This is a genomic window from Streptomyces sp. ATexAB-D23 (assembly GCF_000373645.1).
In the GTDB taxonomy this organism is placed as follows: domain Bacteria; phylum Actinomycetota; class Actinomycetes; order Streptomycetales; family Streptomycetaceae; genus Streptomyces; species Streptomyces castrisilvae.
In genome coordinates this window covers 1-23,071 of record NZ_KB892008.1, presented here as the reverse complement: position 1 = coordinate 23,071, position 23,071 = coordinate 1, and the positions used below count along the sequence as shown (strand labels likewise).

Below are 23,071 nucleotides of genomic sequence, written 5' to 3'. Positions count from 1 at the left end.
ATCAGCTCTACCTCTGTTCGTTGACCGCGTTGTCGGCGTTCGGCGTGGCGTTTCCGCTGGGGTCCGGGCTGGGGCTCTCGTGGATGTTGCCCACGACGTTGCCCTCGGTGTCGACGATGTCCCCGTTGGGCGAGATGGTGACGGTGACGGTCGGGGTGGGCTTCGGCTTCGCGGACGCCTTCGGCTTCTTCGGCAGGACCATGTCGCGGGGGTCCTCGCGCGGTGCCTGGACGACGACGCCGACGATGTCGAGCTTGGTGAAGCCGACGTACGGGCGGACGTAGACGGTACGGGTGAGGTCGCCGCCGGACGGGTCGACCCGGACGACCTCGCCGACCGGGACGCCGGGCACGAACGGCTTGTCCTTGCTGGAGCCGAAGGTGACGAGCCGGTCGCCCTTCTTGACCTTGGCCTTGCCGTTCAGGAACTGCACGGACAGCGGGCGCGAGCCCTGCCCGGTGGCGAACCCGAGCTCGTCGGTGGACTCCATCCGGGTGCCGACGGTGAAGTCGGGGTCGTTGGCGAGGAGTACCGTCGCGGTGTCCGGGCCGACGGTGGTGACGCGGCCGACGAGCCCGTCCCCGTTGAGTACGGTCATGTCGCGCTTGAGGCCGTCCTTGGAGCCCGCGTCGATGGTGACCGTCCAGGAGAAGCCCTGGGCCGCTCCTATGGCGATGACCTCGGCGGCCTTGATGCCGTACTGGCCGGTGGCCGACTTCTTCAGCATCTTGTCCAGTTCGCGGACCCGGCTGCGGTTGCGGGCGTCGCTGCCGAGTTCGGCCTTCAGCTCGGCGTTCTGCTTCTCCAGCGCGGCGATCTTGTCGTGCCGGGCGCCGGAGGCGCGCACCGCTCCTATGGCGTTGCCCACCGGGTCGACCGCCGACGCCACACCGTTCTCCACGGGGCCGAAGACCGTGGCGGCGGCCTGCCGGGCACCGTCCACCGGTGACTCCTCACCGCCGCGGATGTCCACCGTGATCAGTGCGAATGCGATGGCGATCAGCAGCACCAGGAGCAGCCGGCTCTCTCGTGTGTCCCTCACGTGCGGCGGCCGTGCCTTCCTCGTAGGAATGTTCGTGCCTGTATATCAACGATCCCCCGCGCGGAACGGCAGCGTCCGCGCGGAGGGTCGTGGGGTCACTACCGTCGGGGCTGGGCGTCCAGCACCTGCTGGAGCGCCTCGAACTCCTCGACGCACTTGCCGGAGCCGAGCGCGACCGAGTCCAGCGGGTCCTCGGCGATGTGGATCGGCATGCCCGTCTCGTGGCGGAGCCGCTCGTCGAGGCCGCGCAGCAGCGCGCCGCCGCCGGTGAGGACGATGCCGCGGTCCATGACGTCGCCGGACAGCTCCGGCGGGCACTTGTCGAGGGTCGTCTTGACCGCGTCGACGATCGCGTTGACCGGCTCCTCGATCGCCTTGCGGACCTCGGTCGCGGAGATGACCACGGTCTTGGGCAGGCCCGAGACGAGGTCGCGGCCGCGGATCTCGGTGTGCTCGTCCTTCTCCAGATCGAACGCCGAACCGATGGTGATCTTGATCTGTTCGGCGGAGCGCTCACCGAGGAGGAGCGAGTACTCCTTCTTGATGTGCTGGATGATCGCGTTGTCCAGCTCGTCACCGGCGACCCGGATGGACTGGGCGGTGACGATGCCGCCGAGCGAGATCACCGCGACCTCGGTGGTGCCGCCGCCGATGTCCACGACCATGTTGCCGGTGGCCTCGTGGACCGGGAGGCCCGAGCCGATGGCCGCCGCCATGGGCTCCTCGATGATGTGCACCTGGCGGGCGCCGGCCTGCGTCGACGCCTCGATCACGGCACGTCGCTCGACCCCGGTGATGCCGGAGGGCACGCAGACCACGACCCGGGGGCGGGCCAGGTAGCGGCGCTTGTGGATCTTCAGGATGAAGTAGCGGAGCATCCGCTCCGTGATCTCGAAGTCGGCGATCACGCCGTCCTTCAGGGGCCGTACGGCAACGATGTTGCCCGGCGTACGGCCGATCATCTTCTTGGCCTCGGCGCCGACCGCCAGAATTCCGCCGGTGTTGGTGTTGATGGCCACGACGGACGGCTCGTTCAGAACGATGCCGCGCCCCCTGACGTACACCAGCGTGTTGGCAGTCCCGAGGTCGATAGCCATGTCACGGCCGATGAACGACATTGAGTTCCCCTTGTTCCCCATGAGGATGCGTCGGGCCTTCCCAAGCGAAAGCGTTGATGGCTTGTTTTGGTAGGCGAGATGAGCGCTGCGGGCGTGGAAGGTTCCATCGTAGTGCCGGATGCACCGACACAGCGCGAGGGTCCGCCGCCTTGCTGGGCAGAACGGGTGGCCGTTCCACTCATGGTGACGTTACGTCGCAGGGATGCGTTCCCGCGATCGGGGACCCTATGCCGAAGGGCGACCGAATTACTTCGGTCGCCCCAGGTCATGAGCGCTGTTCGGCTGAGTGCGGCTCAGGAAAGTCCGGGAAAGAACAGCTTCATTTCCCGCTCCGCGGACTCCTCGGAGTCCGAGGCGTGGATGAGGTTCTCCCGGGTGATCGTGCCGAAGTCACCGCGGATCGAGCCGGGCGCGGCGGCGATCGGGTCGGTGGGGCCGGCCAGGGCGCGGACGCCCTCGATGATCCGCTCGCCCTCGGCCACCAGGGCGACGACCGGACCGGACTGCATGAACTCCATCAGCGGCTCGTAGAACGGGCGGCCCACGTGCTCCGCGTAGTGCTGCTCCAGCGTGCCGCGGTCCAGCGTACGCAGCTCCAGCGCCGTGATCTTCCAGCCGGCCTTGCGCTCGATGCGCCCGACGATCTCGCCGACCAGGCCGCGACGGACGGCGTCGGGCTTGAGAAGGACGAGGGTGCGCTGGGTCATGTGCGGCTCCTTGCAGGCATACGGGTGCGGTGAGGCGAGATTACAGGGGCGGGGCGGCGGGCCATCGGCCGGGTTTGCCGTGGCTCCCGCCCCGGGGCACGGTCAGCTCGCGGCGGGCGCCTCGGCCTCCGCCTGGGCCGCCCACCGGGCCTTCACCGCGTCGATCCGGCGGCCGTAGTGCACCGAGGCCCACCACAGCGCGCCGAAGGCCACACCGAGGATGAACATCGTCGGCACCACGAAGCCGCTCGCGACCAGGGCGATCTGGAGCGCCCAGCCGAGCTGGACGCCCCCCGGCCGGGTGATCATCCCGCACAGCAGCACGGAGAGCAGCATCCCGATGCCGCAGACCGTCCAGACCGTGGCGTTCGTCAGGTCGTCGGACTTCATCGCGACGAGCCCGGCGAACCCGATCACGAAGAACTCGCCGATCAGCGTCGAAGCACAGAGCGTTCGCATGGGTCAGCGCCTTCCCAGAAGCAGCCGGGCTTCGCCGACCGTGATCACGGAACCGGTCACCAGCACCCCGGCGCCCGCGTACTCGTCCTCTTCCTCGGCGAGGGTGATCGCCGCCTCCAGCGCGTTGTCGAGCCGGGGTTCGACCTGCACCCGGTCGTGGCCGAAGACCTCGACGGCGACGGCCGCGAGCGCGTCGGCGTCCATCGCCCGCGCGGTGGAATTCTGGGTGACGACGACCTCGGCGAAGATCGGCTCGAAGGCTTCGAGCAGCCCCCGCACGTCCTTGTCGCCGCTGGCGCCGACCACCCCGATCAGCCGGGAGAAGCCGAACGCCTCGGAGAGGCCCTCGGCGGTGGCGCGGGCGCCGGCCGGGTTGTGCGCGGCGTCCAGGACGACCGTGGGGCTGGACCGGACGACTTCGAGGCGGCCGGGCGAGATCACCGAGGCGAACGCCCTGCGCACGATGTCCGCGTCCAGCGAACCGGCCTGCTCCGCGCCGATGCCGAAGAACGCCTCGACCGCGCAGAGCGCCACCACCGCGTTGTGCGCCTGGTGGGCGCCGTACAGCGGGAGGAAGACGTCCGTGTACTCACCGCCGAGGCCGCGCAGCGTCAGCAGCTGGCCGCCGACCGCGATCTCCCGGGAGACCACGCCGAACTCCATGCCCTCGCGGGCCACGGTGGCGTCGACCTCGACGGCCTTCTTCAGCATCACCTGGGCCGCGTCCACGGGCTGCTGGGCGAGGATGACCGTGGCACCCTGCTTGATGATCCCGGCCTTCTCCGTCGCGATCTCGCCGGGCGTGGAGCCCAGGCGGTCGGTGTGGTCCAGCGAGATGGGGGTGACGACGGCGACCGTCGCGTCGATCACGTTGGTCGCGTCCCAGGTGCCGCCCATGCCGACCTCGACCACGGCGACGTCCACCGGCGCGTCGGCGAAGGCCGCGTACGCCATGCCGGTGAGCACCTCGAAGAACGACAGCCGGTAGGGCTGCTGGGCGTCGACCATCTCGACGTACGGCTTGACGTCCTCGTACGTGGAGATGAACCGCTCCGGGTCCATCGGCGCGCCGTCCAGGCTGATCCGCTCGGTGATCGACTGGACGTGCGGCGAGGTGTAGCGCCCGGTGCGCAGGTCGAAGGCGCCGAGCAGGGCCTCGATCATGCGGGCGGTGCTCGTCTTGCCGTTGGTGCCGGTGATGTGGATCGAGGGGTACGCGCGCTGCGGCTCGCCGAGCACGTCCATCAGCGCGGCGATGCGCGTCACGGACGGCTCCAGCTTGGTCTCGCCCCAGCGCCCGGCGAGCTCCTGCTCCACCGCGCGCAGCGCCTTGTCCACCTCCGGGTCGGCGGGGCGGGCGGGGATCTCGTCACCGCGGGGCGGCCCCGAGGCGGCGCGCAGCGTGCGGCTCCCCGCCTCGATCACCGCCAGGTCGGGGTCGCGCTGGGTCGCTTCGTCGACGATCTCCGCGAAGGTCTCGTCGGGATCGGACGCGTCGGGCCGGTCGGAAGGGCGGGGCTCACTCACGGGGCCAGTCTACGGATGGGCACCGACAACGCGCGCAGCCGCCCGGGGGCCGGACACGGCGAGGCCCCCGCACCCCTCGGACGAGGAGGACGGGGGCCTCGCGGCGGTGTGTCTCAGGCCTGCGGGAGGTTCGCCAGCTGGCCGGTGATCCGCTCGATGTCGGCATCGGCCTTGGTGAGCCGGCCGCGGATCTTGTCGACCACGTTGTCCGGGGCCTTGGCGAGGAACGCCTCGTTGTTCAGCTTGCCGTTGGCCTGCGCCTTCTCCTTCTCGGCCGCGGCCAGGTCCTTCGTGAGGCGCTTGCGCTCGGCCGCGACGTCGATCGTGCCGGACAGGTCCAGCGCGACGGTCGCCCCGGCGACGGGCAGCGACGCGGTGGCGTGGAAGCCGTCACCGGCCGGCTGGAGCCGGAGCAGCTGCCGCATCGCCGTCTCGTGCGGGGCGAGCGGGGTGCCGGTCAGGGTCAGTTCGGCCGGAACCTTCTGGCCGGGCTGGAGGCCCTGGTCGGAGCGGAAGCGGCGGACCTCGGTGACGACCTGCTGGACCAGCTCGATCTCCTGCTCGGCCGCCTCGTCGCGGAAGCCCGAGTCCTTCGGCCAGTCGGCGATGACGACGGACTCGCGGCCGGTGAGCGCGGTCCACAGGGTCTCGGTGACGAAGGGGACGACGGGGTGCAGGAGGCGCAGCATCACGTCGAGGACCTCGCCCAGGACCCGGCCGGAGACCTCGGCCGGGCGGCCGCCGCCGAAGAACGTGGTCTTGGACAGCTCGACGTACCAGTCGAAGACCTCGTCCCAGGCGAAGTGCCGCAGCGACTCGCTGAGCTTGGAGAACTGGTAGTCGTCGTAGTAGGAGTCGACCTCGGCGACCGTCTTGTTGAGCCGGGACAGGATCCAGCGGTCGGTGACCGACATCTCGTCGGCCGACGGCAGCTCGCCCTCGATCGTCGCGCCGTTCATCAGGGCGAAGCGGGTGGCGTTCCAGATCTTGTTGGAGAACTTGGCGGAGCCCTGGACCCAGTCCTCGCCGATCGGGACGTCGGTGCCCGGGTTGGCGCCGCGCGCGAGGGTGAAGCGCAGCGCGTCGGAGCCGTACTTGTCCATCCAGTCCAGCGGGTTGACGACGTTGCCGAAGGACTTCGACATCTTCTTGCCGTGCTCGTCGCGGACCATGCCGTGCAGGACGATCGTCTCGAACGGCGGGACGCCGTCGTTGATGTACAGGCCGAACATCATCATCCGGGCGACCCAGAAGAAGAGGATGTCGTAGCCGGTGACCAGGACGGAGTTCGGGTAGAACTTCGCGAGGCTGTCGGTCCGTTCGGGCCAGCCGAGCGTGGAGAAGGGCCACAGGCCGGAGGAGAACCAGGTGTCCAGGACATCGCTGTCCTGCGTCCAGCCCTCTCCGGTGGGCGGCTCGTCGTCCGGTCCGACGCAGACCATCTCGCCGTCGGGGCCGTGCCAGACGGGGATGCGGTGGCCCCACCACAGCTGGCGCGAGATGCACCAGTCGTGGAGGTTGTCGACCCAGTCGAAGTACCGCTTCTCCATCTCCTGCGGGTGGATCTTGACCTTGCCGTCGCGGACGGCGTCACCGGCCGCCCGCGCGAGCGGGGCGACCTTGACCCACCACTGCATGGAGAGGCGCGGCTCGACGGTGGTCTTGCAGCGCGAGCAGTGGCCGACGGAGTGGACGTACGGCCGCTTCTCGGCGACGATCCGGCCCTCGGCGCGCAGCGCGGCGACGATGGCGGAGCGGGCCTCCAGCCGGTCCAGTCCCTCGAAGGGGCCGGGGACGGTGATGACCGCGCGCTCGTCGAGGACGGTGAGGAACGGCAGGTCGTGGCGCTGCCCGATCTCGAAGTCGTTCGGGTCGTGGGCGGGCGTGACCTTGACGGCACCGGTGCCGAACGAGGGGTCGACGTGGTGGTCGGCGACGACCGGGATCGTGCGGTCGGTCAGCGGCAGCTTGATCTGCTTGCCGACGAGGTGCCTGTACCGCTCGTCGTCGGGGTGGACGGCGACGGCGGTGTCACCGAGCATCGTCTCGGCGCGGGTGGTGGCGACGACGATGGTCTCCTCGCCCTCGCCGTACGTCATGGAGACGAGTTCGCCGTCGTCCTCCTGGTACTCGACCTCGATGTCCGAGATCGCGGTGAGGCAGCGCGGGCACCAGTTGACGATGCGCTCGCGGCGGTAGATCAGCTCGTCGTCGTACATCCGCTTGAAGATGGTCTGGACGGCCTTGGACAGGCCCTCGTCCATCGTGAAGCGCTCGCGGGACCAGGCGACGCCCTCACCGAGGCGGCGCATCTGGCCGGAGATCTGGCCGCCCGACTCGTTCTTCCACTGCCAGACGCGCTCGACGAAGGCCTCCCGGCCCAGGTCGTGCCGGGACTTGCCCTCCTTGCCGAGCTCGCGCTCGACGACGTTCTGGGTGGCGATGCCGGCGTGGTCCATGCCCGGCTGGTACAGCGCCTCGAAGCCCTGCATGCGCTTGCGGCGGACGAGGGCGTCGATCAGCGTGTGCTCGAAGGCATGGCCCAGGTGCAGGGAACCGGTGACGTTGGGCGGCGGGATGACGATGGAGTACGGCGGCTTGTCGCTGTGCTCGTCCGCCTCGAAGTACCCGCGCTCCACCCAGCGCTCGTACAGCTTCCCCTCTACCTCGGCCGGCGTGTACTGGGTCGGCAGTTCGGGGTTGCTGGCTGGCTGCTGCGCTGGATTCTCGGTCACGCGGACAGTTTAGAGCCGTCACAGTCATGCACTGAAACCGGTTTGTTCCGTAACGGTGTGCCTCCCGGTGGCCCGTGCCCGCAGGGCTTCCGTCAGGATGTTCGGAACGCGTAAGCATCACGAACAGGGGACACCGCAGATGAGCTACAACCAGCCGGGCCCGTACGGTGGCCAGCCGCCGCAGGGCCAGCCCGGACCGTACGGCCAGCAGCCCCCCACGCCCCCGTACGGCCAGCCCCCGCAGGGGCAGCCCCAGGGGCAGCCCGGCTACGGCTACCCGCAGCAGGCCCCCCAGGGCGTCCCGCCGCAGCAGCAGCCCCAGCCCGGTTACGGCTACCCGCAGGCCCAGCAGCCCGGACCGTACGGCCAGCAGCCCCCGACTCCGCCGTACGGCGGCCAGCCGGTCTACGGCCAGCAGCCGGGCTTCCCGGCGCCGGAGCCCCCGAAGAAGAAGACCGGCCTGATCGTCGCCGCCGCGGTCGTCGCCCTGGCGGTCGTCGCGGGCGGGGTGTACTACCTGACGTCCGACGGCGGCAGCACCTCGGTCGCGGACTCCACCAAGGGGTACAAGCTGACGCCGCCGGACGCTGTGGGCGACTACAAGAAGGGCGACGACGCCTCGGACAACAAGTCCGGTCCCCTGACGGGCAAGGACAAGACCGAGGCCGAGGACATGGGCGTCAAGTCGCCCGCCGAGGCCAACGCCAGCTACGCCAGCGGGGACATGGAGAAGAACCCGCTCACCACGAAGATGCTCATGCTCAAGGGCCTGTGGGGCCAGGTCGACGACCCGGCGAAGACGGTCGACGCCGCGTTCGCCAGTGCCAAGGAGGAGATGGGCAAGAGCGAGGGCGACGACGACAGCAAGGTCTCGTTCGTCGGCTCGCCCGAGACCGTCAACCCCAAGGACTTCGACGGCGCGCTGATGAAGTGCCAGGTGTTCAAGACCGTCAACGACAAGGCGGACGGCACCGTGCAGAACGGGCCCAAGGAGCTGAACACCCCCGTCTGCATCTGGTCCGACTACAGCACGGTCGGCATCGTCATCGCCGTGGACATCGGCGCGGCCATGACCAACAAGAGCATGTCGACCGACGAGGTCGCCGACCTCGCCGCGCAGCTCTACAACACCTCCCGCACCAAGATCTGACCGCGGTACCCCGAAGGGGCGCCCCGCCGGTTCTCCCGGCCGGGCGCCCCTTCGCGCTCGTATCGAGCGGTGCTACGCGGACTTCTCGTGCCGGCCCTCGTCGCCCTTGCCGATCGTGCGCGGCTCGCGCGGGACCAGGGTCGGGTTGACGTTGTTGCGAACCACGTCGGCGGTGATGACGACACGGGCGACGTCCTTGCGGGACGGCACCTCGTACATCACCGACTGGAGGACCTCCTCCATGATCGCGCGCAGGCCGCGCGCGCCGGTCTGGCGCAGGATCGCCTGGTCGGCGATGGCCTCCAGCGCCTCGCGCTCGAAGTCCAGCTCCACGCCGTCGAGTTCGAACAGGCGCTGGTACTGCTTGACCAGGGCGTTGCGCGGCTCGATGAGGATCTGGAGCAGGGCCTCGCGGTCCAGGTTGTGGACCGAGGTCAGGACGGGGAGGCGGCCGATGAACTCGGGAATCATCCCGAACTTCACCAGGTCCTCCGGCATGACCTCCTGGAACTGGTCGCTCGCCTGGATCTCCCGCTTGGAGCGGATCGTGGCGCCGAAGCCGATGCCCTTGGCGCCGGCCCGGGACTCGATGATCTTCTCCAGACCGGAGAAGGCGCCGCCCACGATGAACAGGACGTTCGTCGTGTCGATCTGGATGAACTCCTGGTGCGGGTGCTTGCGGCCGCCCTGCGGCGGTACGGAGGCGGTGGTGCCCTCCAGGATCTTCAGCAGGGCCTGCTGGACGCCCTCGCCCGAGACGTCACGGGTGATCGACGGGTTCTCGCTCTTGCGGGCGACCTTGTCGATCTCGTCGATGTAGATGATCCCGGTCTCGGCCTTCTTGACGTCGTAGTCCGCGGCCTGGATCAGCTTCAGCAGGATGTTCTCGACGTCCTCGCCGACATAGCCGGCCTCCGTCAGCGCCGTCGCGTCCGCGATGGCGAACGGGACGTTGAGCATGCGGGCCAGCGTCTGCGCCAGCAGCGTCTTGCCGGAGCCCGTGGGGCCCAGCAGCAGGATGTTCGACTTGGCGAGCTCGATCGCGTCGTCGCGGCCGGCCCCGCCGCCGTTCTCCCCGGCCTGGACCCGCTTGTAGTGGTTGTACACAGCGACCGAGAGGGCCTTCTTCGCGGGCTCCTGCCCGACGACGTACCCCTCGAGGAACTCGTAGATCTCGCGCGGCTTGGGAAGCTCTTCCCAGCGGACCTCGCTCGTCTCGGCGAGCTCCTCCTCGATGATCTCGTTGCAGAGATCGATGCACTCGTCGCAGATGTACACACCGGGACCCGCGATGAGCTTCTTCACCTGCTTCTGGCTCTTTCCGCAGAACGAGCACTTGAGCAGGTCGCCGCCATCACCGATGCGTGCCACGAGGTGCTTCCCCTTCGCCTGGGAGACGCCTGGTTCAGCGGCTCCTGGTGCCTCTATCCGACGGTACCTTGCCTGGCCCCCCATACGGGCCCCCCTTGGCACGGTTCACGCGGCCGGGACCGGGTGTCCGTCCGCGCCAAGGGGTCGGGGCCCACGTCAGGCGGCCGCTCCGGCCGCGCTCTTGCGGGTCGCCACGATCTGGTCGACCAGACCGTAGGCGAGGGCGTCCTCGGCGGTCAGGATCTTGTCGCGCTCGATGTCGTCGCGGATCTTCTCGATCGGTGTGGTGGAGTGCTTGGCCAGCAGCTCCTCCAGCTGGGTCCGCATCCGCAGGATCTCGTTGGCCGCGATCTCCAGGTCGGAGAGCTGCTCACGGCCGGTCTGCGAGGACGGCTGGTGGATGAGGATACGCGCGTTCGGCAGCGCCAGGCGCTTGCCGGGCGTACCGGCGGCGAGCAGGACGGCGGCGGCGGAGGCCGCCTGGCCCATGCAGACCGTCTGGATGTCCGGCTTCACGAACTGCATCGTGTCGTAGATCGCGGTGAGCGCGGTGAACGAGCCGCCGGGGCTGTTGATGTAGATGGAGATGTCCCGGTCCGGGTCCATCGACTCCAGGCACAGCAGCTGCGCCATGACGTCGTTGGCGGACGCGTCGTCGATCTGCACGCCGAGGAAGATCACGCGCTCCTCGAAGAGCTTCGCGTACGGGTCGTACTCGCGCACGCCCTGCGAGGTGCGCTCCACGAAGCGCGGGACGATGTAGCGGTTGTCCACCTGCGGGCCGGTGTGGAGACCGCTCGCGGAGGCGCCGGGGAAGTTGTTCATGTGGGTGTTCACCATCCTGGTGGCGTTCTGTGGCTGGGTGTCTCGGCGTACGAGAGATGCGCGGTGCGGCGCGGGCGCTGTCCGGGGACCGGATCAGGCGCCGGTGCCGCCGCCGCCCGGAACGCCCGATGCGATCGTGATGATCTCGTCGATGAGGCCGTAGTCCTTGGCCTCCTCCGCGGTGTACCAGCGGTCGCGGTCGCCGTCGCGGATGATCGTCTCCACGGTCTGGCCGGAGTGGCGGGCGGTGATCTCCGCCATCCGCTGCTTGGTGCGCAGCAGGTACTGGGCCTGGATCTTGATGTCCGACGCCGTACCGCCGATGCCGGCCGAGCCCTGGTGCATGAGGATGTCGGTGTTCGGGAGCGCGAAGCGCTTGCCGGCGGTGCCGCCGGTGAGCAGGAACTGACCCATCGAGGCGGCCATGCCCATGCCGATGGTGACCACGTCGTTCGGGATGTACTGCATGGTGTCGTAGACCGCCATGCCGGCCGTCACCGAACCGCCGGGGCTGTTGATGTAGAGGTAGATGTCCTTGTCCGGCTCGGCGGCAAGGAGGAGCAGCTGTGCGGTGATCTTGTTGGCGATGTCATCGTCGACCTGCTGTCCGAGGAAGATGATGCGCTCGCCGAGCAGCCGGCTGTAGACCTGGTCACCGAGGCCTCCACCGAGGGACGGCTCTCCGGCGGCGTAGGGCATCAGATTCGTCACGTATCCACCTGCTCGTCTCTGACGGCTCCGGCCGTCTCAGCGTCTTCGTACCGGGTGGGCCGGGACTCCCCGACCCTTCCTCTTCATGGACCCTAACGCGCAGGTGGGACAACGCCATCCCGCTTCCGCAACTGTTCGCTGGGAGCGCAAGGTCCGCAGTTGGCACACGGGTTGTGGCGAATCGGCCGCGGTACGACGACGGGCTCCGGACGCGTGGCGTCCGGAGCCCGTCGTGCGGGGTCAGCGCGAGGCTCAGGCCTCGGTCTTCTCCTCGGCGTCGCCGGCGGCGGCCTCGGTGGCCTCCACGGTCTCCTCGGCGGCCTCCTCGTCGTCCTCCAGCTCGACGACCTCACCGTTGGTGTCGACCACCTTGGCGGCCTCGACCACGACGGCCAGCGCCTTGCCGCGGGCGACCTCGCCTACGAGCATCGGCACCTGGCCACCCTCGACGACGGCCTGGGCGAACTGGTCCGGGCTCATGCCGGAGGAGGCCGCACGCCGCATGAGGTGCTCGGTGAGCTCCTCCTGGTTGACGTTCAGCTTCTCCTTGTTGACGAGCTCGTCCAGGATGAACTGGGTCTTGATGCCCTTGACGGCCTGCTCGGAGGTCTCGGCCTCGAACTCCTCAAGGGTCTTGCCCTGGATCTCCAGGTACTTCTCCAGGGTGAGACCCATCTGGCCGAGCTGGTGGTGCTCCAGGTTGTGCTTGCGGGTCTGGACCTCGTCCGCGAGCAGCTTCTCCGGGATCGGGACCTCGGCGAGCTTGAGCAGCTCCTCCAGGACGCGCTCCTGGGCCTGGGTGGCCTGGTCGTACTGCTTGGTGCTCTCCAGGCGCTTACGGCTGTCCGCCTTCAGCTCCTCCAGCGTGTCGAACTCGCTGGCCATCTGGGCGAACTCGTCGTCCAGCTCGGGCAGCTCGCGGGCGGCGACGGCGGTGACCTTGACGGTGACCTCGGCCTCCTTGCCCTCGGCGGAGCCGCCCTTCAGCTCGGAGGTGAAAGTGGCCTCGCCACCGGCCTCCAGGCCGGTCACGGCGTCGTCGATGCCTTCGAGGAGCTCACCGGAGCCGATGGTGTACGAGACGCCCTCGGCCACGCCGTCCTCCAGGACCTCGCCCTCGACCTCGGCCTGCAGGTCGATCGTCACGACGTCACCGGCGGCGGCGGCGCGCTCGACCGGGTTGGTCGAGGCGAAGCGCTCACGGAGCTGCTCGACGGCCTTCTCGACGTCCTCGTCGCTGACCTCAAGGGCGTCGACGGTGACCTCGATGCCGGAGTAGTCCGGGATCTCGATCTCGGGGCGCACGTCCACCTCGGCGGTGAAGGCCAGCAGCTCGCCGTCCTTCAGCTCCGTGATGTCGACCTCGGGCTGGCCGAGGACGTTCAGCTCACCCTCGTTGACGGCCTCGGTGTAGAACTTCGGGAGGGCGTCGTTGACGGCCTCCTCCAGCACAGCACCACGGCCGAACCGCTGGTCGATGACCCGGCTGGGGATCTTGCCCTTGCGGAACCCCTTCACCGTGACCTGCTGGTTGATCTTCTTGTACGCCGCGTCGAGGCTGTCCTTGAGCTCCTCGAAGGGCACCTCGATGCTGAGCCGAACCCGGGTCGGGTTCAGGGTCTCCACGGCGCTCTTCACGGTTCGGTCTCCTTGGTGGCTGACTTCTTGGGGTTCTGCTCGGCCGCACAGGAGGCGGCTTCGCGGACCGAGCCCGGTACATCAGACACACGGGCACGCATTTTGCATAGTAACGGCAAGGGGGAGGACTCCCACAACGCGATCATCACAACGCGATCTTGCCGGTGGTCGGGGTGGCCGGATTCGAACCGACGACCTTCCGCTCCCAAAGCGGACGCGCTACCAAGCTGCGCCACACCCCGTCGGTGCGACACGTAGGGTACATGCCGTCAGGCTCGGGCCCGGCCGCTTTTGCGCGGGCCCACCCGGCGCGACACCACCCGGCGCGGCAAGGGGTGTGCGGGCAGGGTCCGCGACCCGCTACGATGCTTCTCGTGCCGCGGTCCCCGTGACCTGCGGCGCGCCGCTTGCGGGCGTAGCTCAATGGTAGAGCCCTAGTCTTCCAAACTAGCTACGCGGGTTCGATTCCCGTCGCCCGCTCCACGCACGACGAGGGGCCCGGTCCGATGGACCGGGCCCCTCGTCGTTCCCCCCGGGCCGGGCAGCGGCCCGGGGCCGGCTCAGAAGCTGATCTGGTTGATCGTCTCGGCTATCGAGTTCATGAACCTGTTGATCGACGGCGCCATGCCGGTCGATGCCAGGAAGAAGCCGAAGAGCACCGCGACGACCGCGGGCCCGGCCTTGATGGAGCCGCCTCGGATCATGACCACCAGGATGATGGCCAGAAGAAGCACCACAGACAGTGAAATGGCCACGACTGATCACACCTTCGGTCGGTCCGCCTTGCCGGCCCGGAGCTGTGCGGCCGTGCACCCCTCCGTCGCGCCCATCGTGCCACCAACTCCCCCCGGGTCGCTGCCGGGTGACGAATCGACCTGTCGATATCACGCCATCCTGCGCCCTTCTGCGCCCCTTGTGCGCCGGATGGTTCGAACTCGTGCGCCAGCACCGTGCACGCGTACCCGACCCGGCCGTTCCGCACCCCCGCCGCACTATCGGCCGTTCCTGTGAATCCGCACCTCGCAGCGATATGCAACGGTGATCGTTTCCGCATCCACACAGTTTATTCACAGGGAAATTCACCGCCGAACGCGACGCAATTCACTTCGGTCAACCTGCTGACGGTATGCACCTTTTGATGCGGATAAAACCAGGCAGAACGGGCAAGTTGCATTGGTTTGCCATTTGATATGCAGGGAACACGCGCTATTCGATGGCGGTTTCACGAATGGCAATCGAGACGTCTAGGGTGCTTGAGATGTTCCACGCTCCGAACGCATTGCAGAGGGCCAAGCTTTCCCCGGCGACCGGGGAGTCGGAGCCCAGACACCCTGCGCCGACGGCGACCGGGGAAGCACCCGCTCCGGTAGCGAACGAGCCTGCGCGGAGCGCGCCCGCCAAGAAGCGTGACGCCTACTTCGACAACGCGAAGTACCTCGCCATCGTGCTGGTCGCGGTGGCGCACTCATGGGTCCCCGTCATGGAGGGGAGCCGGGCCGCCCGCGCGCTGTACATGGTCACGTACACCTTCCACATGCCGGCGTTCATCCTCATCTCGGGATACTTCTCACGGTCGTTCGACCTGAGCCCCGCCAAGGTGAAGCGGCTGATCACCGGTGTCGCCGTGCCCTACGTGGTGTTCGAGACGGCGTACTCGCTGTTCCGGCGGTACGCGAACGACCAGCCGGACGCCCCGATCAGCCTGCTGGAGCCCTGGTACCTGACCTGGTTCCTGGCCGCCCTGTTCATCTGGCGGCTCACCACCCCGGTGTGGCGCAGCCTCCGCCACCCGCTGGCCGTCTCCCTCGTGATCGCCGTCCTCGCCTCGCTCGCCCCCAGCATCGGCGACGACCTCGACCTGCCGCGCGTCCTGCAGTTCCTGCCCTTCTTCGTGCTCGGGCTCCAGCTGAAGCCGGAGCACTTCGAGCTGGTGCGCCGCCGCGAGGCGCGGCTGGCCGCCCTGCCGCTGTTCGCCGTGGCCCTCGTCTTCGCGTACTGGGCGGCGCCCCGGATGCAACTGGGCTGGTTCCTGCGGGACTCCAGCGCCCAGGACATGGGCGCGCCGTGGTGGTCCGGCGCCGTGATGACGCTCGCGATGTTCGGCTGCGCGACACTGCTGACCGCCGCGTTCCTGGCCCTGGTGCCGCGCCGGCACATGTGGTTCACGGTGCTCGGCGCCGGCACGATCTGCGGCTACCTGCTGCACGGCTTCTTCGTGAAGGGCGTCGGTTACGCGGGCGTCTTCGACGACCACCCCGGGCTCGTCTCGCCGACCGGCCTGGTGATCGTGACCGTGGTCGCATCCGCCGGTGTGACGCTGCTGTGCACGCCGCCGGTGCGCCGGGTCCTGCGCTGCGTGACCGAGCCGGACATGAACTGGGCGTTCCGCAAGGAGTCCGCCAAGCTCTGAGACCCCGCCTCCGCTCCCCCACCGACGAAGCCCGGCCCACTGCGGCCGGGCTTCGTCGTGTCCGCGGGTGTTGGCTCAATTCCGCTGTTCGGCGGGGGTTCCCGAGGCGAGGGGATGTAGGCCGTCCGGCCACCCCCTCAGTTGCAACTTCAATCATTCGGTAAACTAACTTCTGACCATTTCTTGACACTCTCTTGACTATTTGAAAGGCCAGGCTCATCGGACACGCAGACACGCTCATCGCCATGGGCGGCGCCTTCCTCGCCGCCGCCGTCCTCGCCCGCGTCGGCCGCCGCATCGGGCTGCCGACGATCCCCCTGTTCATCCTGGCCGGGATCCTCCTCGGCCCACACACCCCCGGCATCGTCCTCGTCGCCGATCCGCACGAGCTGGAGATGCTCTCCGCACTCGGCCTGGTGCTGCTCCTCTTCTACCTGGGCCTGGAGTTCCACCTGGACGACCTCAAGACGGGCGGCCGCAAGATGGTCGTCGCCGGCGGCGCCTACCTCGTCCTGAACGTCGGCGCCGGGCTGGGCTTCGGCTTCGCGCTGGGCTGGGGAACCTCCGAGGCGCTGGTGCTCGCCGGCGTGCTCGGCATCTCCTCGTCGGCCATCGTCACCAAAGTGCTGGTCGACCTGGGCCGGCTCGGTGATCCGGAGACCCGGCCGATCCTCGGCATCATCGTGGTCGACGACATCTTCCTCGCCCTTTACCTGGCCGCCCTCCAGCCCGTCCTCTCCGGCGCGGACAGCCTCGGCGCGGCGGTGACCGACGGCGGCAAGGCGTTCGGCTTCCTGCTCGTGCTCGCCCTGGCCGCCCGGTACGGCATCCGGGTCATCGGCAAGCTGATCAGCACCCGGGACGACGAACTCCTCGTGATCTCCTTCCTCGGGGCCGCCGTCCTGGTGGCCGGGGTGTCGGAGTGGTTCGGTGTCGCGGACGCGATCGGTGCCTTCATGGTGGGACTGATGCTCGGCAACACGTCGTCGGGCGAGCGCATCCGCAAGCTGGTCCACCCCCTGCGGGACGCGTTCGGCGCGATCTTCTTCTTCGCCTTCGGGCTCTCCATCGACCCCGGCGACCTGCCGACCGTGCTGTGGCCGGTGCTGGCCGCCGTCGCGGTGACCCTCGCGATGAACATCCTCTCCGGAATCGCCACCGCCAAGGTGTACTCGTTCGGCCCGCAGGCCGCCGCGAACATCGCCACCACCCTGGTGGCGCGCGGCGAATTCGCCCTGATCCTCGCCACGATGGCGGCCGGTGCCGGCCTGAACGAACGGCTCTCCCCGTTCATCGCGGGCTATGTGCTCGTCCTGGCGGTCCTGGCTCCGCTGGCGGCCGGGCGCTCGCACTGGCTGGCCCGCCTCCTGCCGGGCAGGCCGGAACCCGCCGTCGCGCCGCTGCCGCGGACCCCGGTCCCGTGAATCTCGATCAGGTGAGCGTCCGACTCCCGTTGACGCGTGCCCGGTTCACGGCGTTTGCGTATGGTTCAGGACTTGCGTGACAGGAGCAGCAGGGCCCGGTCGTCGTTGACGTCCTTGGCGCAGGCCTCGATCAGGTGCCAGGCGGCGCCCTCGAAGCCGGTGGCGACATAGCGGTCGGCCTCGCCGGTCAGCCGGTCGATGCCCTCCGCGATGTCCCGGTCCGATGCCTCCACCAGTCCGTCGGTGAACAGCATCAGCACGTCGCCCGGGGCCAGATGCCCCTTCACCGGGTCGAACTCGGCCCCGTCGTACACCCCGAGCAGCGGGCCCTCCGCCGCCATCTCCTCCCACTGGCCACTGCCGGCGTGGAGCTGGAGGGCGGGCGGATGGCCCGCCGAAAGGAGTTCGTAGTCGCCCGTTTCGAGGTCGAGGACCAGATGGATCGAGGTGGCGAAGCCCTCGTCCCAGTCCTGGCGCAGCAGATAGCCGTTGGCGGCGGGCAGGAAGCCGTGCGGCGGCAGTGAGCCGAGGAGCCCGCCGAAGGCGCCGGACAGCAGCAGGGCGCGGGAGCCCGCGTCCATGCCCTTGCCGGAGACGTCGGTCAGGACGGCCTCCAGGGTCCGGCCGCCGTGGGTGCGGGCCGCGACGACGAAGTCGCCGGAGAAGGACTGCCCGCCGGCCGGGCGGAGCGCCATCTCGCGGTGCCAGCCCTGCGGGAGGCGGGGCAGCGCGCTCTGTACGCGGATGCGTTCGCGCAGGTCGAAGAGCATGGTGCCGCCGCGCCGCCAGGGCACGCCGACGCGGGCGCGGAACTGAGCGAGGATCAGCCCGAGGAGCCCGCAGGCCGCGACCGTCAGGACGGTGCCGGGGGTGACCCTGGCCGGGCCGTTCTCGTAGGGGCCGAGCCAGATCGACTCCACGATGAGGGCGGCGGCCGCCGTCGCGTACAGGCCGAGCAGACTGGCGGGGCGCAGCAGCAGGCCGCCCGCGACGATCGGCAGGACGAGCATGGTGGGCGCGCACCAGACCGGGTCGGCCAGGGTGACGCAGGTGATGACCGGGATGACGAGCAGCAGACCGGCCAGGGCGATCCAGTCGGAGCCGTCGCCGCGGAAGTAGTCGACCCCGGACCTGCGCAGCGTGCTGCGGACCCGGTGCGCCGATTTCCGCAATCGGGCCGGGTACGTGTCTGCTCCTGCGCGTCGGGCCATTGCGGGGACCTTATCCACCCGGCGGCCTCCGGTGCAGGGGGACCCCATGACAATGTGTTCGAAATCGGCCCGACCGGTGTCGTACTGGCGGGTAGCCGGGTGCGTTCACGCGGACTGGCAGCCGGGACACCAGAAGAGGTTGCGGGCGGCCAGGTCCGCCGTGCGGATCTCACTGCCGCAGATGTGGCAGGCCTGGCGGGCGCGCCGGTAGACGTAGACCTCACCGCCGTGGTCGTCCACGCGCGGCGGGCGGCCCATCGCCCCGGGCAGGTGCTCGGGGCGGACGGTGTCGATCCGGTTGTTCCGTACGCCCTCGCGCATCAGCGCGCCCAGGTCCGCCCAGACCGCGTCCCACTCGCGGCGGGTGAGGTCCTTGCCCGCCCGGTACGGGTCGATGCCGTGCCGGAACAGCACCTCGGCGCGGTAGACGTTGCCGACGCCCGCGATGACCTTCTGGTCCATCAGGAGGGCGGCGACGGTGATCCGGCTACGGGAGATCCGCCGCCAGGCACGCTCGCCGTCCTCGTCGCCGCGCAGCGGGTCGGGCCCCAGCCGGTCGTGTATCGCGCGCTTCTCGGCGTCGGTGATCAGGGCGCAGGTGGTGGGGCCGCGCAGGTCCGCGTGGTGGGCGTCGTTCAGCAGGCGCAGCCGGACGGTGTCGGTGGGCGGCGGGGCCGGCACCGTACCGAAGCCGAGCTTGCCGAACAGGCCGAGGTGGATGTGGACCCAGCCGATGTCGTGGAAGCCGAGGAAGAGGTGTTTGCCGTGGGCGTCGGCCGCTTCCAGGACCCGGCCGTCGAGCAGGGCGGTGCTGTCCGAGAACTTCCCCTGCGGGCTGCTCACCCGGGCCGGGCGGCCGGCGAAGCGCTCGCGGTGGTCCGCGGCGAGGCGGTGGATCGTGTGTCCCTCGGGCACGGTGGCGGGTCTCCTGGGTGGGGCGGGGGCGGACATGGCTGTGCCGCCGGGAGGACCGGCGGCACAGGGGGTCGGGGGTCAGCCCTGCTGCGGGTGGTGGGCCGGGACCGGGGGGAGCTCGCCGGTGTTCTCGTAGGCGGTGAGCATGTCGATGCGGCGGGTGTGCCGCTCCTCGCCGGAGTACGGGGTGGCGAGGAAGATCTCCACGAACTTGGTGGACTCCTCGACGGTGTGCATCCGGCCGCCGATGGAGATCACGTTGGCGTCGTTGTGCTCACGGCCCAGGGCGGCGGTCTGCTCGCTCCAGGCGAGTGCGGCGCGGACGCCCTTGACCTTGTTGGCGGCGATCTGCTCGCCGTTGCCGGAGCCGCCGATCACGATGCCCAGGCTGTCCGGGTCGGCGGCCGTCTGCTCGGCGGCCCGCAGGCAGAACGGCGGGTAGTCGTCCTGGGCGTCGTAGATGTGGGGACCGCAGTCGACGGCTTCGTGGCCCTGTGCCTTGAGCCACTCGACGAGGTGGTTCTTGAGTTCGTAACCGGCATGGTCGGATCCGAGGTACACGCGCATGGGAGGAGTGTGGCACGAGCGGCCCCGGGTGACCGACGAAGGGTGTGCGCGGACGGGCGTTCCATACCTGACGGCAGTTGTCAGGTATGAGGGGAAGGCTCCGGCTCGCACGTGATCGAGCCAACGACTGGAGAGCACCGCCATGACCGCCGTACCCGCAGGTTTCCAGACCGGTTTCCCCGTCCGCCCGGACCTCGTGGTCGAGCCCGCCGACGCCGAGGAGGTGCGGGCGGCCGTGGCCGCGGCCGCCCGGGAGGGCCACCGGGTCGCCCTGCACGCCACCGGGCACGGACTGCCGGGTCCCGTCGATGGCGGGGTCCTGATCAGCACCCGCCGCCTGGACGAGGTCCGTATCGACCCGGAGCGGCGCACCGCGTGGATCGGCGCGGGCGTCACCTGGGGCCGGGTCGTCGAGGCCGCCGCACCGCACGGTCTGGCCCCGCTCAACGGCTCGGCGCCCGGCGTCGGCGCCGTCTCGTACACGCTCGGGGGCGGCCTGGGCGTGCTGGGCCGGGAGTTCGGGTACGCCGCCGACCGGGCGCGCGCGTTCGACGTGGTGACGGGCGACGGGGTCGCGCGCCGGGTGACCGCCGAGGCGGAGCCGGAGCTGTTCTGGGGGCTGCGCGGCGGCGGGCACCGGCTGGGCGTGGTGACGGGCATGGAGACCGGGCTCGTCCCGGTGGCCCGGCTGTACGGCGGTTCGCTCGCCTTCGACGGGGACGGGGAGACCGGGCCCGAGGTGCTGCGCCGCTATCTGGAGTGGACGCGGACCCTGCCCGCCGCGGTGACCTCCTCGGTCGCCGCGCTCGCCCACCCCGGGATTCCGCAGGTGCCCGAGGAGCTGCGCGGCCGGTACGTGGTGTCGGTGCGGGTCGCGTTCACCGGCCCGGCGCGGGAGGGTGAGCGGCTGATCGCCCCGCTGCGGGCGATCGGGCCGGTGCTGGCGGACTCGCTGCGGGAGATGCCGTACACCGAGAGCCCCACCATCCACAGCGATCCGCCGTTCCCGCACGCCTACTACGGGGACGGGCTGATGCTGAGCGGGCTGGACGCCGGCCGGGCGGCCCGGGTGCTGGAACTGACCGGGCGCGCGGCGCCGATGATGAACGTGGTGCAGCTCAACCACCTCGGCGGCGCCCTGGCCACCGCCCCGGAACCGCGCAGCGCGGTGCCCCACCGCGAGGCCGGCTACCTGCTGCGGCTGCTCACCCCGCTGGACGGTACGGATGTGGCCTCGGCGCGCGCCCTGTACGAGGAGGTGGCGGCGGTCCTGGGGCCGCTGGTCATCGGCCGTTCGCTGAACTTCTCGTTCGGCGGCGGCGACCGCACGGACGGCTTCCACGGCCCCCGGACAGCCGAGAGGCTCGCCGGTCTGGTGTCGCGGTACGACCCGGCGAGCCTCTTCGGAGGTCCTTACAAAAGCGGCGGCCCGGTCAGCCCCGGCGGCCGATGAGCTTCCAGGAGGTGGGCAGCGCGCCCATGGCGAGCGCCGCCTTCAGCGCGTCACCGAGCAGGAACGGCGTCAGGCCCGCGGCGATAGCGGCGCTCGCCGACATGCCGGTGGACAGCGCCAGGTACGGCACGCCGACCGCGTAGATGATCGCGGAGCCGAGCACCATCGTGCCGGCCGTGCGCAGCACCGAGCGGTCGCCGCCGCGGCGGGCGAGGCCGCCGACCACGGTGGCGGCGAGCAGCATGCCGAGCACGTAGCCGAAGGAGGCGCCGCCCGCGCCGGAGCTGCCGCCCGCGAACCACGGCACGCCCGCCATGCCGACGAGCGCGTACACGGCGAGGGAGAGGAAGCCGCGGCGGGCGCCGAGCGCGGTGCCGACGAGGAGCGCGGCGAAGGTCTGGCCGGTGACCGGGACCGGGGAGCCCGGGACCGGCACGGCGATCTGGGCGGCTATGCCGGTGAGCGCGGCGCCGCCGAGCACGAGGGCGGTGTCCACGGCGTAGCGGTGCCGGACGGCGGGGAGCAGGTCGGCGAGGACCACTCCGGTACGGACGGGGGCGGCAGCAGTGCTCATCGGGACTCCGCGGGGTGAGGGCAGACAGGGACGGACTGAGCCTGACGTTAGCCGACGGAGTCGCGCTCGATCACCATCAGCGGCCCACAAAGCGACGGTTGGGGCGTTGGTGGGATTCGCACAACGTGGGCCACGCAATCATCGCGAGGCGTGATGCTTGTCACGGAGGTGGGGGCGCGTTCTCCCGGTGCCGCACGGGAGGGGGCTCGGGGGCGGGACTGTGAACTCCCTCTAAAAGCCCGCCCCGTGACGGCGGCCCTCCGCCCGGCGCCCGGCAGGGTGCGGTACGGGGCCGGTGGCGTCTTCCCCCGGCTGCTCGACGTGGCCGGCGCGGTGATCCCGGCCGTCTGGATCTTCGTCACCGGCTCCCAGCCGATCCTGCGCGCCCGGCTGGAACGCGGGGCGCGCTCCGGGTGAACGACGGGAACGCGACGACAGGCCCTAGGTGTTCTGTCCGAGGAGGTTGTGGACGGGTGAGCCATATCTCGGCTGAGGGATCTTGAACGTGTGAGGGCCTTCCGGGTTCGGTGTGGATTGCGACGTCGACACCGACCGAAAGGCCCTCGTGCCCCACCGTAATGCACCCCTGACCGAGACCGGACGCCTGCGTCTGGCCCGCTGCGTCGTCGAGGACAACTGGCCCCTGCGGCGGGCCGCCGAACGCTTCCAGGTCTCGCCGACCACGGCCCAGCGATGGGCCGACCGCTACCGCCGGTCCGGCGAGGCCGGCATGACCGACCACTCCTCCCGTCCGCACACCAGCCCCCGGCAGACCCCGACCCGCACCGAACGCCGGATCATCAAGGTCCGCGTCCTGCGCCGGTGGGGACCGGCCCGCATCGCGCACCTGCTCGGGCTGGTGCCCTCCACCGTCCACCGCGTCCTGACCCGCTACCGCCTGGCCCGCCTCACCCACCTGGACCGGGCCACCGGCCGTGTCATACGCCGCTACGAACGCGACCGGCCCGGCGAACTCGTCCACGTCGACATCAAGAAACTCGGCAACATCCCCGACGGCGGCGGCCACAAGGCCCTCGGCCNGCAAGCAGGCCGCAAGACCCGCTCGAACGCCGGCTACAGCTACATCCACACCGCCGTCGACGACCACTCCCGCCTCGCCTACAGCGAGATCCACACGGACGAGAAGAAGGAGACCGCCACCGCGTTCTGGACCCGCGCCCAGACGTTCTACGCGGCCCACGGGATCACCGTCGAACGGGTCCTGACCGACAAC

The 23,071-nt window shown here is 69.9% G+C and carries 21 protein-coding genes and 2 tRNA genes; 7 read left to right on the top strand and 16 right to left on the bottom strand.

Features of this window, described 5'->3' with window-relative positions; all coding sequences use genetic code 11:
• Positions 1 to 7 precede the first annotated feature (7 nt).
• From mreC to B082_RS0109605, 6 genes are all read right to left on the bottom strand, one after another.
• A complete protein-coding gene (gene mreC, locus B082_RS0109630) occupies positions 8 to 1,042 on the bottom strand; it encodes a rod shape-determining protein MreC (protein ID WP_018551592.1) in 1,035 nt (344 codons plus the stop codon).
• A 98-nt stretch (positions 1,043 to 1,140) separates the two neighbouring features.
• Entirely contained in the window at positions 1,141 to 2,160 is a 1,020-nt protein-coding gene (locus tag B082_RS0109625; protein WP_018551591.1) for a rod shape-determining protein, read from the bottom strand.
• 293 nt (positions 2,161 to 2,453) lie between these two features.
• Positions 2,454 to 2,867 carry a nucleoside-diphosphate kinase gene (gene ndk / locus B082_RS0109620; protein ID WP_018551590.1) on the bottom strand — a complete coding sequence of 138 codons (414 nt, stop codon included), beginning with the start codon at positions 2,865 to 2,867 and terminating at the stop codon, positions 2,454 to 2,456.
• Positions 2,868 to 2,969: 102 nt separating this feature from the next.
• Positions 2,970 to 3,326 (bottom strand): DUF4233 domain-containing protein, encoded by a 357-nt coding sequence (locus B082_RS0109615; RefSeq protein ID WP_018551589.1) that lies wholly within the window; start codon positions 3,324 to 3,326, stop codon positions 2,970 to 2,972.
• 3 nt (positions 3,327 to 3,329) lie between these two features.
• Positions 3,330 to 4,853, bottom strand: a complete 1,524-nt coding sequence (folC, locus tag B082_RS0109610) for a bifunctional tetrahydrofolate synthase/dihydrofolate synthase (protein WP_018551588.1) — start codon at positions 4,851 to 4,853, stop codon at positions 3,330 to 3,332.
• A gap of 113 nt (positions 4,854 to 4,966) precedes the next feature.
• Positions 4,967 to 7,588, bottom strand: coding sequence for a valine--tRNA ligase (locus B082_RS0109605; protein WP_018551587.1), 2,622 nt, complete (start codon positions 7,586 to 7,588; stop codon positions 4,967 to 4,969).
• A 139-nt stretch (positions 7,589 to 7,727) separates the two neighbouring features.
• Here B082_RS0109605 and B082_RS0109600 point away from each other — a divergent pair, with 139 nt between their 5' ends.
• Positions 7,728 to 8,738 (top strand): hypothetical protein, encoded by a 1,011-nt coding sequence (locus B082_RS0109600; protein ID WP_018551586.1) that lies wholly within the window; start codon positions 7,728 to 7,730, stop codon positions 8,736 to 8,738.
• A gap of 72 nt (positions 8,739 to 8,810) precedes the next feature.
• Here B082_RS0109600 and clpX read toward each other — a convergent pair whose 3' ends face one another.
• From clpX to B082_RS0109575, 5 genes are all read right to left on the bottom strand, one after another.
• Complete coding sequence (gene clpX / locus B082_RS0109595; RefSeq protein ID WP_018103185.1) at positions 8,811 to 10,109, bottom strand: ATP-dependent Clp protease ATP-binding subunit ClpX; 1,299 nt, start codon at positions 10,107 to 10,109, stop codon at positions 8,811 to 8,813.
• Between the two features lie 156 nt (positions 10,110 to 10,265).
• Positions 10,266 to 10,949 (bottom strand): ATP-dependent Clp protease proteolytic subunit, encoded by a 684-nt coding sequence (locus B082_RS0109590; protein ID WP_026249604.1) that lies wholly within the window; start codon positions 10,947 to 10,949, stop codon positions 10,266 to 10,268.
• Between the two features lie 78 nt (positions 10,950 to 11,027).
• Complete coding sequence (locus B082_RS0109585; protein WP_018551584.1) at positions 11,028 to 11,633, bottom strand: ATP-dependent Clp protease proteolytic subunit; 606 nt, start codon at positions 11,631 to 11,633, stop codon at positions 11,028 to 11,030.
• A gap of 264 nt (positions 11,634 to 11,897) precedes the next feature.
• A complete protein-coding gene (gene tig / locus B082_RS0109580; protein WP_018551583.1) occupies positions 11,898 to 13,283 on the bottom strand; it encodes a trigger factor in 1,386 nt (461 codons plus the stop codon).
• A 165-nt stretch (positions 13,284 to 13,448) separates the two neighbouring features.
• Positions 13,449 to 13,525: transfer RNA gene (locus B082_RS0109575), tRNA-Pro, on the bottom strand.
• A gap of 167 nt (positions 13,526 to 13,692) precedes the next feature.
• On the opposite strand from B082_RS0109575, the gene B082_RS0109570 reads away from it, so the two are divergent.
• Positions 13,693 to 13,766: transfer RNA gene (locus B082_RS0109570), tRNA-Gly, on the top strand.
• 77 nt (positions 13,767 to 13,843) lie between these two features.
• On the opposite strand, the gene B082_RS0109565 is transcribed toward B082_RS0109570, so the two are convergent.
• Entirely contained in the window at positions 13,844 to 14,038 is a 195-nt protein-coding gene (locus B082_RS0109565) for a hypothetical protein (RefSeq protein WP_026249602.1), read from the bottom strand.
• Positions 14,039 to 14,541: 503 nt separating this feature from the next.
• Here B082_RS0109565 and B082_RS0109560 point away from each other — a divergent pair.
• Both B082_RS0109560 and B082_RS0109555 read left to right on the top strand, forming a co-directional pair.
• The gene (locus tag B082_RS0109560) at positions 14,542 to 15,693 is read left to right on the top strand and encodes an acyltransferase family protein (protein ID WP_026249601.1); all 1,152 of its coding nucleotides are present in this window, start codon (positions 14,542 to 14,544) and stop codon (positions 15,691 to 15,693) included.
• Positions 15,694 to 15,938: 245 nt separating this feature from the next.
• Positions 15,939 to 17,117, top strand: a complete 1,179-nt coding sequence (locus B082_RS0109555) for a cation:proton antiporter (protein ID WP_018551579.1) — start codon at positions 15,939 to 15,941, stop codon at positions 17,115 to 17,117.
• Positions 17,118 to 17,182: 65 nt separating this feature from the next.
• Here the strand turns inward: B082_RS0109555 and B082_RS0109550 are convergent, their stop codons facing one another.
• The 3 genes from B082_RS0109550 to B082_RS0109540 form a co-directional block, all read right to left on the bottom strand.
• On the bottom strand, positions 17,183 to 18,328 hold the full coding sequence (locus tag B082_RS0109550) for a PP2C family protein-serine/threonine phosphatase (RefSeq protein WP_026249600.1): 1,146 nt from the start codon (positions 18,326 to 18,328) through the stop codon (positions 17,183 to 17,185).
• A 105-nt stretch (positions 18,329 to 18,433) separates the two neighbouring features.
• Complete coding sequence (locus B082_RS0109545) at positions 18,434 to 19,243, bottom strand: Fpg/Nei family DNA glycosylase (protein WP_018551577.1); 810 nt, start codon at positions 19,241 to 19,243, stop codon at positions 18,434 to 18,436.
• 78 nt (positions 19,244 to 19,321) lie between these two features.
• A complete protein-coding gene (locus B082_RS0109540) occupies positions 19,322 to 19,810 on the bottom strand; it encodes a ribose-5-phosphate isomerase (protein WP_018551576.1) in 489 nt (162 codons plus the stop codon).
• Between the two features lie 142 nt (positions 19,811 to 19,952).
• Here B082_RS0109540 and B082_RS0109535 point away from each other — a divergent pair, with 142 nt between their 5' ends.
• Positions 19,953 to 21,263 (top strand): FAD-binding oxidoreductase, encoded by a 1,311-nt coding sequence (locus tag B082_RS0109535; protein ID WP_018551575.1) that lies wholly within the window; start codon positions 19,953 to 19,955, stop codon positions 21,261 to 21,263.
• On the opposite strand, the gene B082_RS0109530 is transcribed toward B082_RS0109535, so the two are convergent.
• The gene (locus B082_RS0109530; RefSeq protein WP_026249599.1) at positions 21,244 to 21,837 is read right to left on the bottom strand and encodes a biotin transporter BioY; all 594 of its coding nucleotides are present in this window, start codon (positions 21,835 to 21,837) and stop codon (positions 21,244 to 21,246) included. The genes B082_RS0109535 and B082_RS0109530 overlap by 20 nt on opposite strands.
• 246 nt (positions 21,838 to 22,083) lie before the next feature.
• Between B082_RS0109530 and B082_RS39150 the strand changes: the two genes are divergently transcribed.
• A complete protein-coding gene (locus B082_RS39150) occupies positions 22,084 to 22,254 on the top strand; it encodes a hypothetical protein (protein WP_018551573.1) in 171 nt (56 codons plus the stop codon).
• Between the two features lie 148 nt (positions 22,255 to 22,402).
• The coding region (locus B082_RS0109520; RefSeq protein WP_026249598.1) for an IS481 family transposase at positions 22,403 to 23,071 on the top strand (669 nt) is incomplete at its 3' end.

Bases quoted from the DNA above. Each gene is read 5' to 3' on its own strand.
- B082_RS0109625 (WP_018551591.1), bottom strand. From the start codon at position 2,160: ATGTCGTTCATCGGCCGTGACATGGCTATCGACCTCGGGACTGCCAAC.
- ndk (WP_018551590.1), bottom strand. From the start codon at position 2,867: ATGACCCAGCGCACCCTCGTCCTTCTCAAGCCCGACGCCGTCCGTCGC.
- B082_RS0109615 (WP_018551589.1), bottom strand. From the start codon at position 3,326: ATGCGAACGCTCTGTGCTTCGACGCTGATCGGCGAGTTCTTCGTGATC.
- B082_RS0109600 (WP_018551586.1), top strand. From the start codon at position 7,728: ATGAGCTACAACCAGCCGGGCCCGTACGGTGGCCAGCCGCCGCAGGGC.
- B082_RS0109590 (WP_026249604.1), bottom strand. From the start codon at position 10,949: ATGGTGAACACCCACATGAACAACTTCCCCGGCGCCTCCGCGAGCGGT.
- B082_RS0109585 (WP_018551584.1), bottom strand. From the start codon at position 11,633: ATGCCCTACGCCGCCGGAGAGCCGTCCCTCGGTGGAGGCCTCGGTGAC.
- B082_RS0109560 (WP_026249601.1), top strand. From the start codon at position 14,542: ATGTTCCACGCTCCGAACGCATTGCAGAGGGCCAAGCTTTCCCCGGCG.
- B082_RS0109555 (WP_018551579.1), top strand. From the start codon at position 15,939: ATGGGCGGCGCCTTCCTCGCCGCCGCCGTCCTCGCCCGCGTCGGCCGC.
- B082_RS0109550 (WP_026249600.1), bottom strand. From the start codon at position 18,328: ATGGCCCGACGCGCAGGAGCAGACACGTACCCGGCCCGATTGCGGAAA.
- B082_RS0109540 (WP_018551576.1), bottom strand. From the start codon at position 19,810: ATGCGCGTGTACCTCGGATCCGACCATGCCGGTTACGAACTCAAGAAC.
- B082_RS0109535 (WP_018551575.1), top strand. From the start codon at position 19,953: ATGACCGCCGTACCCGCAGGTTTCCAGACCGGTTTCCCCGTCCGCCCG.
- B082_RS0109530 (WP_026249599.1), bottom strand. From the start codon at position 21,837: ATGAGCACTGCTGCCGCCCCCGTCCGTACCGGAGTGGTCCTCGCCGAC.